The sequence below is a fragment of the Bradyrhizobium sp. USDA 327 genome (assembly GCF_041262065.1).
Classification (GTDB): Bacteria; Pseudomonadota; Alphaproteobacteria; order Rhizobiales; family Xanthobacteraceae; genus Bradyrhizobium; species Bradyrhizobium liaoningense.
Genome location: NZ_JBGCCW010000001.1, coordinates 7,423,160 through 7,437,056 on the forward strand (window position 1 = coordinate 7,423,160; position 13,897 = coordinate 7,437,056).

Here is a 13,897-nt window from a genome sequence, read left to right on the forward strand (position 1 = left end):
GCAGTGCGTCCGCAGGGAGGATAGCCTCGGGACCGGGCTTCTTTACGGCCCGTACAGCACGAGCTCCGTGTCCGTGAGGTCGCCAAGCTGCGGCCGGTGCGGGCCCTTGAAGTATTTGCGGCCGCGCCGCTCGGTGTAGATGCCGACGAGGCCGGCAACCGGACCGTTGGCGTCGACGGCCACCGAGACCTTGCCGAGCCGCAGCAGCAACCGGCCGATGCGGCCGGCGCATTCGGCATATTCCGCGGCGCTACGGCAATAGATCAGCTTCATCGCGGGCGGTGCGATAAAACCGCGGCGGATGCGAACCGGTTGCAGGATGAAGGGAAACGTTCCCTTCGGCGTGCGGCAGACGAGGCTGAGGCAATTGTAGCGCGCATGCCGCGTCAAAAGCTCGGTCTCGGTTTCGGAAAGCCCCTTGATCTCCTTGGCGTGTGGCGGGATGACCTCGATCTCGCTCCAGCGCGGAGCGCGCGCCAGCGCAGGGACCGAGAAGAATATGCCACGGCAATAGGCGCGAAAGCCCTGCGTCTCGATGATCGGCCAGGTCCACGGCGCCGGGCTGATGTTGAAATAAGTGACGTCCTTGTGCCGCTGGGCGATCTTGGTCAGCAGCGGGGCGTAGTTGCGGTAGGCCGGGTCGACATACCAGCTCGACAGATTGCACCGGATGGGGGTCTCTTCGCCATCCTTGCGCGCCGTGTAGATCAAGAGCAGCACGCCGACCGGCATGCCGCCATCGTCGAGCATGTAGCCGAAGCGCGGATAGCCCTCCGGTACCGGCCGGAAGGCCTGCCGGCGAAGGCCCTGCATCCAGTATTCGCGCGAACGTCCGACGAAGCCGCGCGTCAGCAAGTCCGCGATCTTGTCGACGTCGGACTCGGTGATCTCGCGGCATCGGATCTTGGTGTGGATCACGCTCGTCTTGCCCGTGGAAATGGTCGACCTCTTGCCTTAGCGCCAGCCTTCGCCATGAGCCTCGGCCGCGACATGCGGCTGCAGGCCCAGGACGTCCCGCACCTTGGCAGGCCAGGCGGAAAGATCGGTGCCGTGGGTGTGGAACATGGCGACGGCCAGGCGGTCCATGCCGAAGGCAACGCAGCCGGTATGGGCCGGCTCGCCATTGGCCTCCTGGATTCCCCAGGTCGTGCCGAAATGCTCGCGGTGATAGTTGAAGCTCATGCAGGCGGTCGGCTGCTCTTCCGAGCGCAGCGGGATAAGGAGCTCGAACTTGAGCTGCTGCTGCTTCTGGCTCACCGCCTTCATCTGGCCGACCCGGCCGAAGAAAGGATCGCTGGCGTAATCGACGCGGAAGGTGAGGCCGAGATCGCGGGCGATCGCCTGCGCGCGCACCATCCAGCGCTCGCGGAAGTCGGCGACGTCCTCGGGGCTGCCGACGCAGACATACTCGCGCATCCGGAACGATTGCAGCCGGTCGAGATGCTTCGACGGCTCGCGGCGGAAGCAATCCGCCGCGACGTCGAAGCGCAGGCCGCCCTTCGGCAATTGGCCACGGCTCGCCGCAATCGGGTAGACCGGATAGCAGGCGGCGGGTGACAGCACGAGATCGGCGGGAGACAACGAGGTCGTCCAGTCGCCGCCGGCGTCGAAGCGGCTCACCGCGGCATTGATCTCGCGCTCGGTGCCGTGCAGGCCGCAGACGCAGCCGAGCAGGTTCGGAAAGCTCTTGAGATAGCCGGATTTCTCCAGCTGGGCGCGGCTCATGACCGGCGGGAAGCGCATCACCTCGGTGCCGGTCTCGCGATGGCTGGTGATCAGCGCGGCGAGCTTCTCGACGACGCCCTCATAGAGTGCGGTGCGGGCGTAGACGCCGTCGGCCCCCATGCGGTGGAACAGCTTGTCGGCGAGATGATCGAGCGGATCGATCATCTGCGGGGCGGTGGCGGGCGAGTCGGGGAGGACGGCAATATTCATGGTTCGATGTCCTGCTATCTCAAAATTGTTCTTTTTGATTCAGTCGCCGAGGCATTTCAGTCGCGAAGGCTCGTCGGCACTCCGCTCATCAGCGTCGACGTCGCGGCGTTGGCCAGGATGCGGTCGTTGTTGATCATGATCGGCGACGACAGCACGTCGCGCAGATGGCGGCCCATGGTGAACTCGCCGTCGTTGCGGTAGCCGGAAAGACCCGCGGTGCGCATCGCATGCATCACGGTCTCGACCGCGAGCTCGGAGGCCTGCACCTTCAGCAGCGTGATGGAGGACTGGAAGTCGAGCGAGCTCAGCGCACGCTCGTCATGCTCGGCGACGGCGAAAGCATCGATGTTGGCGGCGATCAGCGCGCGCAGCTTGGCCAGCGACATCTTGGCGGCGGTGAAGTGCGCCACGGCCGGCGGCATCTGGCCGCCGGAGGAGCGCGCCGCCTTGCGGATGAAGGCCTGCGCACGGGTCACCGCGGCGGCGGCAATGCCGGCCCAGGCCGACGACCAGCATAGATGCGCGAATGGTGTCATGGTCTGGGCGTGGATCTTGTCATAGGCTTCAGGGAAGACGCGGTCGGCAGGGCAGTCGACCTTCAGCTCGAACCCGGTCGAGCAGGTGCCGCGCATGCCGAGCGTTTCCCAGCCAAGCGTCCGCTTCAGCGAATAATCGTCCTTGGCGAGCGCCAGCAGCACCTGGTCGGAGGCAGCGGCCTCGGTGGCGCGGCGGGCGATGGTGACGAGACCGTCGGCCTCGGCGCCGTAGGAGATCACGGTGGCGTCTCGCACCAGCGAAACTGTGTCGCCGGCGTGGTCGACCGCGGCGGCGCTGGCGCGGATGTTGCCGCCATTCTGGCCCTCGGTGGTGGAGGAGGCGAGCAGCCACTGGTCGCGGGCGACCCGGCGCATCATGGTCTCCATCCAGGGAATGCCATGGCCGTGCCTGATGATGCAGGCGACCTTGGTCTGGTGCATCGCGTAGATCATCGCGGTGGACGCGCAGGCGCGTCCGAGCGTGTAGCAGATGTCGGTGACGTCATGGATCGAAGCGCCAAAGCCGCCGAACTCGACCGGAACCATCACGCCGAGCAGCTTCTGCTCACGCGCGACGTCGAAGGCCTTATGCGGGAAACGGGCGTCGCGATCGACTGTGTCTGCGTCGGCCGCCGCAGCGGCGGCGGTCCGGGCGGCACGCTCGATCAGGGAGGGACCCTGCTCGAGGAAGCTCGTCTGCGTTTCGTCGACAGTAAGGACCGCTTCACGCACGTTCATGCTCATCCGCCTCCGGGTTGCCGTTCGAGATCGCCGGCATCATTCGCGATGCCGCCGGTGATCCTCCGGCCATCTTTGCTTGTGAGACGAGGTTACGGATTTAATTCAAATTCGTCGATGAAATAGAGGGTAAACAAAGCCCAATTCCGGACGAACAGTTAAGGGCCGGTTGTTTGCATCACCGGATTTTCCGGCGTCGCGTTAGGACTTCTGGAAGAAGCCTGAATTCCGGACAATCTGAGTCATCGTTTACTAAGAAACGCGAAGTATTGGTGACGCCCATTGCAGGACCGGCAAGCCGTGCCCATCGTAGCGGGCAGTTCGGTCCGACCTCGATAGACAGATGGGAATTTGCCGATGCAGGCCTTCAATACCGACGTGCGCAATCGCATCATCAAGCTGGTGAAGGGCATCCTCGAACAGAATTCACTCACCGCAGACGTCACGTCTTCCGCGAGGCTCGTTGATGTCGGCCTGACTTCGATGGACATGGTCAATCTGATGCTCGGCGTCGAAGCCGAGTTCGATTTCACCATCCCGCAATCCGAGATCACGCCGGAGAATTTCCAGTCCGTCGAGACGCTGGAGCGGATGCTCGCGAACCACCTGCGGCCGGCGACCGCGGCTTAATTAAGGGCGCTACTCCCTCTCCGGTGTCGTCCCTGCGAACGCAGGGACCCATAACCCCAGCGAGGAGTTTGGCGAAGATTAGTCGTTCGGGATTGCGACCAGCCACCTCGATAGATCCCGCGGTATGGGTCCCCGCGTTCGCGGGGACGACACCAGGTATGAGGCGCAGTCTCGCGCCTCCGACACCACCGCCATCGCCCCTCCAGCCCCGTTCCAAATCCGCCGCAAAGCTGGCATAGCTCAACCATGTCACACATGGCGGACAGGTTGGAGCAGGCATGACGCAGGCGGTATTGGGTATCATCGGCGGCTCGGGCATCTATGACCTCCCGGGCCTCGAGGGTGCGCGCGAGGAGGTGATCAAGAGCCCCTGGGGCGAGCCGTCTGCGCCCTTGCGGCGTGGCTCCATCGCCGGCCTGCCGATCGTGTTCCTGCCGCGGCATGACAAGGGCCACCGGCTGTCCCCCTCCGACATCAACTATCGCGCCAATATCGACGTGCTGAAGCGGGCCGGCGTCACCGACCTGATCTCGCTCTCGGCCTGCGGCTCCTTCAGGGAGGAACTGCCGCCCGGCACTTTCGTTCTCGTCGACCAGTTCGTCGACCGCACCTACAAGCGAGAGAGCTCGTTCTTCGGCCGCGGCTGCGTCGCGCATGTGTCGATGGCGCATCCGGTGTCGCCACGGCTGCGCATCCACCTCGCGGCGGCGGCCGAGGCCGAGGGCATCGCGATCGCGCGCGGCGGCACTTATGTCTGCATGGAGGGGCCGCAATTCTCCACCTATGCGGAAAGCATGACCTACAAGACCCTTGGCTATTCCGTGATCGGCATGACCAACATGCCCGAGGCGAAGCTCGCGCGCGAGGCGGAGATCTGCTACGCCACAGTCGCGATGGTGACTGATTTCGACTGCTGGCATCCCGATCACGATGCCGTCACCGTTCAGGACATCATCCGCGTGCTGACCTCGAACGCCGACAAGGCGAAGGCGCTGGTGGCGCGGCTGGCGAAGGATTTCCCGCGCGAGCACGAGCCGTGCCCGATTGGTTCGGACCGTGCGCTCGACACCGCGCTGATCACGGCGCCGGAGGCGCGCGACCCGGAGCTTCTGAAGAAGCTCGACGCTGTGGCAGGCCGCATCCTGCGGGCGTGATGTGAAAGGCAGAATGCCATGAAGGTCGACGGCAAGCATTTCCGCAGCATCTGGCGCGAGCGTGACGGCTGGTCGGTCGGTGCGATCGACCAGCGCCGATTGCCGCACGAGTTCATCATCGCGCGCCTCACCTCTTGCGAGGACGCGGCCGTCGCGATTCGCGACATGCTGGTGCGCGGCGCGCCGCTGATCGGTGCCACCGCGGCCTATGGAATGGCTCTCGCGATGCGCGAGGATGCCTCGGATGCAGGCCTGAAGCGCGCCTATGACACGCTCATCGTGGCGCGGCCGACCGCGATCAATCTGAAATGGGCCCTGGACGAGATGCGCGCGACGCTCGCGCCGATCGACCCCCTTGAAAGAGCCGAAGCGGCCTATGCGCGCGCCGACGAGATCGTCGAGCAGGACGTCGAGATCAACCGCGGCATCGCCGGCAACGGTCTGAAGCTGATCGAGGCGATCGCGGCCAAGAAGCCGGGGCAGGCGGTCAACGTGCTGACCCATTGCAACGCCGGCTGGCTCGCCACCGTCGATTGGGGCACGGCGACGGCGCCGATCTATCTCGCGCATGAGCGCGGCCTCAAGATCCATGTCTGGGTCGACGAGACCCGGCCGCGCAACCAGGGCGCCTCGCTGACGGCCTGGGAGCTCGGCCATCACGGCGTGCCGCACACCGTGATCCCGGACAATACCGGCGGACACCTGATGCAGCACGGCATGGTCGATCTCGCCATCGTCGGCACCGACCGCGTCGCCGCCAATGGCGACGTCTGCAACAAGATCGGCACCTATCTGAAGGCGCTTGCCGCGCATGACAATGGCGTGCCGTTCTACGTCGCGCTGCCGTCGCCGACGATCGACTTCGCCGTCCATGATGGCATCCGCGACATCCCGATCGAGCAGCGCAGCGGCACGGAAGTCACCGACATGACCGGCCGCACCGCGGACGGAAGGCTGGAGACGGTGCGCATCGTGCCGGAGAACTCGCCGGTCGCGAACTACGCATTCGACGTGACGCCGGCGCGGCTCGTCACGGGTCTCATTACCGAACGCGGTGTGCTGAAGCCGGATCGTGAGTCGCTCGCGGCTGCGTTCCCGGAGCGGGTTGTTGCTGCGGCGGAGTAGGCAGTTTGCCAGGCGAGATGTCTCACAGTGACGCGCCAGCTAGCTCAGCTTCAATCCCGTCGCCGCCTCGAGCTCCGCAATCGCCTGGGCACCGCCTGTGACCTTGATCGTCGTCATGCCCATCTGACGCGCGGGCTTCAGGTTGACGCCGAGATCGTCGAGATAGACGCAATTGTTCGGATCGACCTTCAGCGTCTCGACCATCATCCGGTAGATGCGCGGGTCGGGCTTGCGCAGTCCGATCTTGGCGGATTCGATGACGTGATCGAACAACACCATCACTTCGGCGATGTAGAGGGATCGTCCCGTCAGGCTGCCGATGGCGTTCGCCGGCAAATTGTTGGTGATGCAGCCGGTCTTGAACTGCGCCTTGATACGCTTCAGAGCCTCGACCATTTCCGGGCGCAGATCGCCCTGCAGCAGCGGCAGCACGTCACGGCCGCGCACTTCCGCGCCAAGCGCGAGCGATTCCGCGGCGAACAACTCGTCGAAGGTGTCGATGTCCACCTCGGCCCGCTCGAACTTGGCCCAGGCGTTCTCCAGGTGGTTGGCGGCGTTGGTGCGCCGGATGATATCGATGGGCAGGCCGCGCTCGGTCTCGAACCGCGTGAACGCCTCGAATGGTGAGCTCGTCAGCACGCCGCCAAAATCAAAGATCACAGCCTCGATCGTCAATGTCCTGCCCTCGTCAATTCCTTTCCAAGAGGGCTAGCATGCGGTATCGGCAAGAGCCAGTCCGAAGCCTCCCTCCTTCACCGATGCTGACGCCAAAGCGTGTTCCCATGAAGAAGCTCGCCATGTTCATCGCAGCAGCGCTGCTGCTCGCCACGCCTGCCCACGCCATCGTCGGCGGCGGCACGCCGCAGGCCGATGGTGTCGCGCGCGCTGTCGTCACCATCGTCGGTTCGCGCGGCAATTTCTGCACCGGGAGCCTGATTACCCCGAGGCTGGTGTTGACGGTCGCCCATTGCGTGCAGCCCGGCGCCGACTACAAGATCGTCGATCGCGGCGCCGACGGCCAGCCGCAATTGCTGAACGTCCGCACCGTGGCGATCCATCCGAATTTCAACATGCAGGCGATGCAGGCGCATCGCGCCACCGCCGACGTGGCGCTGCTGCAGCTGGAAATTCCACTCAAGGGAAAATCCACGATGGCGGTCGGCATGCCGACGATCCCAATTCAGGTCGGCAGCCGCTTCGTCATCGCCGGCATCGGCGTCACCGTTCGCGGTGACGGCAAGAGCGGCGGCACGACGCGCGTTGCCGGCCTCGTTGTGACCGGGCAGCCCGGCACGCTCCAGATTCGCCTGGTTGATCCCGTAACCAACGGTGTTCGCGACGGAATTGGCGCCTGCACCGGCGATTCCGGCGGCCCCGTGTTCGAGGACAGGCCGAATGGTCCCGTGCTCGTCGGGCTCATCAGCTGGTCGACAGGGCCGAACGGCGCCGCCGGTTGCGGCGGATTGACCGGCGTGACGCCGCTCACGCTCTATCGGGACTGGATTTTGCAGACCGCGCGGAGCTGGGGTGCGGCGCTGTGATTTGACCGCGACTTGATCTATGTCATTTTGGAGCGGAAGCGCGGTGGGCGAAACTGCCCGGCGCGGAGGAAACGCGCCGTCCGGTCAAGGGCGGCCACAAAAGCAAGCAAGGCATAGAAACAACAATGAATGTCGCGGTTCGCAGTCACGCCACGGCCAAACAGGCTTCTGAACATTTCGACGTCCTGATCGTCGGTGCCGGCATCTCCGGCATCGGCAGCGCCTATCACATCCAGAAGCAGCTTCCGGGCACGAGCTACGTCATCCTGGAGACGCAGGAAACATTCGGCGGCACCTGGATCACGCATCGCTATCCCGGCATTCGCTCCGACAGCGATCTCCATACCTTTGGCTACAGCTTCAAGCCGTGGGTCGGCCCGCCGATCGCGACCGCCGAGGAAATCCTCTCCTATATGAAAGAGGTGATCGACGACAACGATATCGCGCGGCACATCCGCTATAAGCACAAGATCAATTCGGCGAGCTGGTCGAGCGAGCAGAATCTCTGGACCATCGAGGCGGTGACGACCGACACCGGCGAGCCGAAGATCTTCACCGCCAACTTCCTCTGGATGTGCCAGGGCTATTATCGCCATTCGGAAGGCTACACGCCGCAATGGAAGGGCATGGACCGCTTCAAGGGCCGCATCGTCCATCCCCAGACCTGGCCCGATGATATCGACCTCACCAACAAGAAGGTCGTCGTGATCGGCTCGGGCGCGACCGCGGCAACGCTGGTGCCGAACATCGCGGACCAATGCGCGCATGTCACCATGCTGCAGCGCTCGCCGACTTACTTCCGCCTGGGCCGCAACGCCATCGAGATCGCGGAAGAATTGCGCCGGCTTCAGGTCGACGAGACCTGGATCCACGAGATCGTGCGGCGGAAGATCCTGTTCGAACAGGATGCCTTCACGAAACTCTGCGTGTCCAAGCCCGAGCAGGTCAAGAAGGAGCTGATCGGCCAGATCAGCGCAGTCCTGGGACCCGACTACGACGTCGAGACGCACTTCACGCCAAAATACCGGCCGTGGCGGCAGCGCATCGCCTTCGTGCCGGATGCCGATCTGTTCAAGGGCATCGCCAGCGGCAAGGCCTCCGTCGTGACCGACGAGATCGAATGTTTCGTCGAGAATGGTATTCAGCTCAAATCCGGTAAGCTGCTGGAGGCCGATGTCATCGTCACCGCGACCGGGTTCAATCTCGCAGCGCTCGGCGACATCGCCTTCGAGATCGACGGCAGGCCGCTCGCTTTTGGTGACACCGTCACCTATCGCGGCATGATGTTCACCGGCGTGCCCAACATGGTCTGGGTGTTCGGCTACTTCCGCGCCAGCTGGACGTTGCGCGTCGACCTCGTCGCCGATTTCGTCTGCAGGCTGCTCGGACACATGAAGGCAAAGGGCGCGAAGAAGGTCGAGGTCAAGCTGCGTCCCGAAGACCACAACATGCCGATCCTGCCCTGGATCGATCCGGAAAACTTCAACCCCGGCTACATGATGCGCAACATGGACCTCCTGCCCAAGCGTGGCGACAAGCCGGAGTGGCAACACAGCCAGGATTACTGGACCGAGAAGGACGAGATCCCGAAGACGGACCTGGACGACAAGGCGTTCGTTTACGGGTGAGGAAGCTGTTCGTGTAAGGGGCGGTGGCGATCGCCACACGCTCCGCTATCGTCCCGGGCCGCGAAGCGAACCCGGGACCCCATACTCCCAAGGCGTGGTTATAGGGCGAGTCGGCAACCACGAATCTTCGCCAAACTTGTCCCTGTGAGTCCCGGATCTGCGCCTCGCTTGTCCGGGACGACACTGTTTGTTGGGTCAGCGGCGTTCCAACTCACTCTCATCTTAGGCTACGAATTCCGCCTAGTCGCATTCGCCGCAATGGCCGCGGCCGCCGTCCGGTTCTCCACGCCGAGCTTGGCGTAGATCTGCTCGAGATGCTTGTCGACCGTGCGCGGGCTGAGACCCAAAATCTGCGCGATGTCGCGGTTGGTCTTGCCCTTACTGAGCCAGGCCAGAACCTCTCCCTCGCGGGTGGTGAGCCCGAGCTCGCTGGTGAATTCGGGTGGCAGAGCGGTGCCGGACTCCCTGGAGAGCCGAAGCAGGAACTCGTTCGGCGCGGTCTCACCCACGTAAAAGAGCCGAAGCTGAGGATTGTCGGGCAAGGAAGCTCCTTGCGACTTCGAGCTGCCCTTGGCCTTGGCCTGTTCCAGCCACTGCAGCAGCGCTGGCGGCAGGACGAAATCGTCGGCCTGCGCGCCGTGATGGTCGGACAGCAGTTTCTGCGCCTGCGGCGTCGCCCATAGCACATTGCCCTGGCGGTTGACCGCGAACAGGAATCGGCCGGAGACGTCGAGCGCGGTGCGCGCGCTTTGGGTCAGCCGGGCATTGCCGAGATGGACGCGGATGCGCGCCAGCATTTCCTCGATCACGATCGGTTTGGTCACGTAGTCGACGCCGCCGGCCTCCAGCCCGCGCACGATGTGCTCGGTCTCGGCAAGGCCCGTCATGAAGATCACGGGGACGTTGGCAAGACCGGCATCGCGCTTGAGCCGGCGGCAGGTTTCGAAGCCGTCGATGCCGGGCATCACGGCATCGAGCAGAATGATATCGGGCGTGATCTGCTCGATGATGCGCATCGCCGCGGCGCCGTCGAGCGCCACCATGACCGTCATGCCGGCGCCGTCGAGCGCGTCGGTGAGCAGCCGGAGCGTCTCCGGAGAGTCATCGACAACGAGCGCGACGTCGCGCTTCTTCGACTCAATGTTCATACGCGTGCAACGTCTTCAATGTGGCCATGTACTGGTCGAGATCGAAGCGATCGACCAGCGACCGCATCTGTGCGACGAAGTCGGCATGCTCGGGATGTTCGCTGCCGATCTCGTCCAGCTTCAACTGGATACCCTTGACGTAGCCGATCTGGCCGAGCCCGATCAGCGCCTCGATGTGCCGCACCGGCGGCTTTGATCCGGTCTCGGGACGCCAGAACGGCACCGCGATCTCGTCCGAACCGTATTGCCATTCGATCTTGAGCAGCTGGCGGATCGTCTCCAGGAGCCGCGGGATGTCGATCGGCTTCATCAGATAGCCGTCGTGGAAGGGTTGCGCCAGCGGAGCGCCGTGGGCCTCCAACGCGCTTGCCGACACCATGAGGATGCGCGCCTGGTGATGGCCGCTCGCGCGCAAGGCCTCGGCCACGGTCCAGCCGTCCATGGCAGGCATCGAGATATCGAGCAGGAACAGATCGGGCCGGCAATGCTGTGCCAGCGCGAGGCAGCCGGCGCCGTCCGGCGCGCTGAGCAGGATGAAACCGAGCGGCGTCAGCACCTCGCGCAGGAGATCGCGATGCACGGGGTCATCGTCGGTGACGAGGATCGTCTTGCGGGCGCCGTGATAGCCGGAGACCGGGGCCTCGACCGGTGCGATGCGTTGGGGATTGGTGACCTCAGAGAGCAGGAGCTTGACCTTGAACGTTGAGCCGGTGCCGACCGTGCTCACGACCTTGATATCGCCGCCCATCACGCCGGCGAGCAGGCGGCTGATGGTGAGGCCGAGGCCGGTCCCGGTCTGCGGCTGCGAGACGCCAAGCGCACCGCGCTCGAAAGGCGCGAAGATGCGTTCGAGATCGTCGCCCCGGATGCCCGGGCCGGTGTCGATCACCTCGAACTCGGCAACGGGGCTGCGATAGTGCACGACGAACTGCACGCTGCCGGACTGGGTGAATTTGATGGCGTTCGAGAGCAAATTGATCAGCACCTGACGCAGCCGCTTCTCGTCCGCATAGACCACGAGCGGCAGCGACGCCGGTCGCCTGAACACGAAGTCGATGCCCTTGGCCGCGGCCTGAAGGCGGAACATGCCGACGAGCTGATCGAGGAATTCGCCGAGGCGCACCTCGTCGCGCGACAGATACAGCCGCCCGGCCTCGATCTTGGAGATGTCCAGGATGCCGTCGATCAGGCCGGACAGGTGGTCGGCGCTGCGGCGGACGACGCGGACCTGATCGCGCGGCTTCGGGCCCAGTGTCGTATCCTGCTCAAGCAGCTGGGCATAGCCGCTGATCGCGTTCAGCGGCGAACGCAGCTCATGGCTCAGGCCCACCACGTAACGGCTCTTGGCCAGGTTGGCGGATTCGGCGACCTCCTTGGCGCGTTGGAGCTCGGCATCGGTGCGCTTGTGCGCGTCGATCTCCTGGATCAGCAGCGTGGTCTGCCGCCGCGTCTCGGCCTCGGCGGCGCGGCGGCTTTGCTGCGCCAGCACGAACAGCCACGCGACCACGCCGATGATGATGCTGAGCGAGAAGAACACCTTCCAGAGCACGTCGGAGACGAGCTCGTTCTCGCCATGGACGCTCGCCGACGTCTGCAGATAGATCAGTCCCAGCACCAGGGCGACCAGGCCGGCGGAGACAACGAACACGCCGATATAGTGTCCGAGCTGCGAGTTGATCCGGGCGTAGATCGGTTGCGGCATCAGCTTGCCCAGCGTCTCCGAGACCTGCGCCTGAATTCGAGCGTGCGGCTTGCAGAGATCGTGGCAGCGCGCGTCCAGCGAACAGCACAGCGAGCAGATCGGCCCGGCGTAAGCGGGGCAGGAGGCCATGTCCTCCGGCTCGAACGCGTGCTCGCAGATACAGCACTGGATCGCCTCGAGGTTCTGCCAGCTCCGCTTCGGCTTGCGTGCGATGTAGTACTTGCCATCTGTGGCCCAGGCAATCAACGGCGCGGCGAGGAAGGCCACCGCGAGCGCTATGAAGGCTGACAGCGCCTTCGCGGTAGGTCCGAACAGGCCGTAAAAGGCGCTGATGGAGACGATGGTTGCGATCGTCATCGCGCCCACGCCGACCGGATTGACGTCGTAGAGATGCGCGCGCTTGAATTCGATCTGCTGCGGCCGCAATCCAAGCGGCTTGTTGACGACGAGATCGGCGACCAGCGCGCCGACCCATGCGATCGCGACGTTCGAGTAGAGCGCCAGCGTCTGCTCCAGGGCCTTGTAGACGCCGATCTCCATCAACAGAAGTGCCACGATGACGTTGAAGACCAGCCAGACCACGCGCCCGGGATGGCTGTGGGTCAAACGCGAGAAGAAGTTCGACCAGGCGATCGAGCCGGCATAGGCGTTGGTGACGTTGATCTTGACTTGCGACAGGATCACGAAGGTGCCGGTCAACGCCAGTGCGAGCTCGGGCTGCGAGAGCACATAGCGGAACGCTTCGAGATACATATGCGCCGGCTCGGCGGCCTCCTCGGGCGGCACGCCGTGGCTGAGCGCGAAGAAGGCGAGAAACGAGCCGGCCAGGAGCTTCAGCGCGCCGAGCACGATCCAGCCCGGTCCTGCGCTCATCAGCGCCATCCACCAGGAGGCCCTGGAGGCACGGCGGTCGCGCGGCAGAAATCGCAGGAAGTCGACCTGCTCGCCGATCTGCGCCACCAGCGAGAACACGACCGAGGCCGCAACGCCGAACAGCAACAGATCGAAATGCCCGTTGAGATCGCCATGCTCGCCCGAGAACTTGCGCCACTCCGTGAAGGAGTGCGGGTTGTGCCAGGCGATCGCCGCGAACGGAATGATATGAAGGATCACCCATAGGGGCTGCGTCCACAATTGGAAGCGGCTGATCAGCGTGATGCCGTAGGCCACCAGCGGGATGATGACGACGGCGCTGATGAGATAGCCGATCGGTCGTGGAATCCCGAAGCACATCTCAAGCGCGGACGCGAGGATCACGGCTTCGATCGCAAAGAAGATGAAGGTGAAGGACGCGTAGATCAGCGACGTGACGGTCGAGCCGATGTAACCGAAGCCGGCTCCCCGCGTCAGTAGGTCGATGTCGATGCCGCACTTGGCCGCATAATACGCGATGGGCACGCCGCAGCAGAAGATGATGATCGAGACCACGAGGATGGCGGCAGTCGCGTTGGTGACGCCATAGTTCAGCGTGATGGTGCCGCCGATCGCCTCCATTGCCAGGAACGAGATCGCGCCCAGGGCAGTGTTGGCGACGCGGGCGGCGGACCAGCGGCGTGCGCTCTTGGCGGTGAAGCGCAGGGCGTAGTCTTCCAGAGTCTGGTTGGCGACCCATTGGTTGTACTGGCGCCTGACGCGGTCTATTCGCTGCCGCCCTGCCACTGAACCCCCACTCCCGATACGGACCCGGACCCCTCGCAAATTCCGTACCAGAAGCCTACGTCGGCATTTTGCGGTGCAGTATACGCGATCTTGCGTATGCT

11 protein-coding genes are annotated in these 13,897 nt (G+C 64.3%); 5 read left to right on the forward strand and 6 right to left on the reverse strand.

What is annotated here, in order from left to right:
• Positions 1-42 precede the first annotated feature (42 nt).
• Genes ABIA42_RS35035 through ABIA42_RS35045 form a run of 3 tightly spaced genes read right to left on the reverse strand, consistent with a single transcriptional unit; the run spans position 43 to position 3,209 of the window.
• Positions 43-918, reverse strand: a complete 876-nt coding sequence (locus ABIA42_RS35035; RefSeq protein WP_271527434.1) for an acyl-CoA acyltransferase — start codon at positions 916-918, stop codon at positions 43-45.
• A gap of 36 nt (positions 919-954) precedes the next feature.
• Complete coding sequence (locus ABIA42_RS35040; protein ID WP_370116589.1) at positions 955-1,935, reverse strand: amino acid--[acyl-carrier-protein] ligase; 981 nt, start codon at positions 1,933-1,935, stop codon at positions 955-957.
• A 56-nt stretch (positions 1,936-1,991) separates the two neighbouring features.
• Positions 1,992-3,209, reverse strand: coding sequence for an acyl-CoA dehydrogenase family protein (locus tag ABIA42_RS35045; RefSeq protein ID WP_370116586.1), 1,218 nt, complete (start codon positions 3,207-3,209; stop codon positions 1,992-1,994).
• Positions 3,210-3,566: 357 nt separating this feature from the next.
• Here ABIA42_RS35045 and ABIA42_RS35050 point away from each other — a divergent pair, with 357 nt between their 5' ends.
• From ABIA42_RS35050 to mtnA, 3 genes are all read left to right on the forward strand, one after another.
• Positions 3,567-3,839: a phosphopantetheine-binding protein gene (locus tag ABIA42_RS35050; RefSeq protein WP_271527431.1), complete on the forward strand. Its 273-nt coding sequence runs from the start codon at positions 3,567-3,569 to the stop codon at positions 3,837-3,839.
• Positions 3,840-4,117: 278 nt separating this feature from the next.
• Positions 4,118-4,993: an S-methyl-5'-thioadenosine phosphorylase gene (locus tag ABIA42_RS35055; protein WP_271527430.1), complete on the forward strand. Its 876-nt coding sequence runs from the start codon at positions 4,118-4,120 to the stop codon at positions 4,991-4,993.
• Between the two features lie 18 nt (positions 4,994-5,011).
• Positions 5,012-6,118 (forward strand): S-methyl-5-thioribose-1-phosphate isomerase, encoded by a 1,107-nt coding sequence (gene mtnA / locus ABIA42_RS35060; protein WP_370116582.1) that lies wholly within the window; start codon positions 5,012-5,014, stop codon positions 6,116-6,118.
• Positions 6,119-6,157: 39 nt separating this feature from the next.
• On the opposite strand, the gene ABIA42_RS35065 is transcribed toward mtnA, so the two are convergent.
• Positions 6,158-6,793: an HAD-IA family hydrolase gene (locus ABIA42_RS35065; protein WP_271527428.1), complete on the reverse strand. Its 636-nt coding sequence runs from the start codon at positions 6,791-6,793 to the stop codon at positions 6,158-6,160.
• A gap of 107 nt (positions 6,794-6,900) precedes the next feature.
• Here ABIA42_RS35065 and ABIA42_RS35070 point away from each other — a divergent pair, with 107 nt between their 5' ends.
• Both ABIA42_RS35070 and ABIA42_RS35075 read left to right on the forward strand, forming a co-directional pair.
• Positions 6,901-7,659, forward strand: coding sequence for a trypsin-like serine protease (locus tag ABIA42_RS35070; RefSeq protein WP_370116578.1), 759 nt, complete (start codon positions 6,901-6,903; stop codon positions 7,657-7,659).
• 125 nt (positions 7,660-7,784) lie between these two features.
• Complete coding sequence (locus tag ABIA42_RS35075) at positions 7,785-9,287, forward strand: flavin-containing monooxygenase (RefSeq protein WP_370116575.1); 1,503 nt, start codon at positions 7,785-7,787, stop codon at positions 9,285-9,287.
• Between the two features lie 227 nt (positions 9,288-9,514).
• On the opposite strand, the gene ABIA42_RS35080 is transcribed toward ABIA42_RS35075, so the two are convergent.
• Entirely contained in the window at positions 9,515-10,435 is a 921-nt protein-coding gene (locus ABIA42_RS35080; protein WP_370116573.1) for a response regulator, read from the reverse strand.
• The gene (locus ABIA42_RS35085; RefSeq protein WP_370116570.1) at positions 10,425-13,796 is read right to left on the reverse strand and encodes an ATP-binding protein; all 3,372 of its coding nucleotides are present in this window, start codon (positions 13,794-13,796) and stop codon (positions 10,425-10,427) included. The genes ABIA42_RS35080 and ABIA42_RS35085 overlap by 11 nt, the downstream gene beginning before the upstream one ends.
• Between the last annotated feature and the right edge of the window lie 101 nt (positions 13,797-13,897).

Excerpts from the sequence above, each read along its gene's own strand:
- ABIA42_RS35040 (WP_370116589.1), bottom strand. The coding sequence starts at position 1,935 with ATGAATATTGCCGTCCTCCCCGACTCGCCCGCCACCGCCCCGCAGATG.
- ABIA42_RS35045 (WP_370116586.1), bottom strand. The coding sequence starts at position 3,209 with ATGAACGTGCGTGAAGCGGTCCTTACTGTCGACGAAACGCAGACGAGC.
- ABIA42_RS35050 (WP_271527431.1), top strand. The coding sequence starts at position 3,567 with ATGCAGGCCTTCAATACCGACGTGCGCAATCGCATCATCAAGCTGGTG.
- ABIA42_RS35055 (WP_271527430.1), top strand. The coding sequence starts at position 4,118 with ATGACGCAGGCGGTATTGGGTATCATCGGCGGCTCGGGCATCTATGAC.
- mtnA (WP_370116582.1), top strand. The coding sequence starts at position 5,012 with ATGAAGGTCGACGGCAAGCATTTCCGCAGCATCTGGCGCGAGCGTGAC.
- ABIA42_RS35070 (WP_370116578.1), top strand. The coding sequence starts at position 6,901 with ATGAAGAAGCTCGCCATGTTCATCGCAGCAGCGCTGCTGCTCGCCACG.
- ABIA42_RS35075 (WP_370116575.1), top strand. The coding sequence starts at position 7,785 with ATGAATGTCGCGGTTCGCAGTCACGCCACGGCCAAACAGGCTTCTGAA.
- ABIA42_RS35080 (WP_370116573.1), bottom strand. The coding sequence starts at position 10,435 with ATGAACATTGAGTCGAAGAAGCGCGACGTCGCGCTCGTTGTCGATGAC.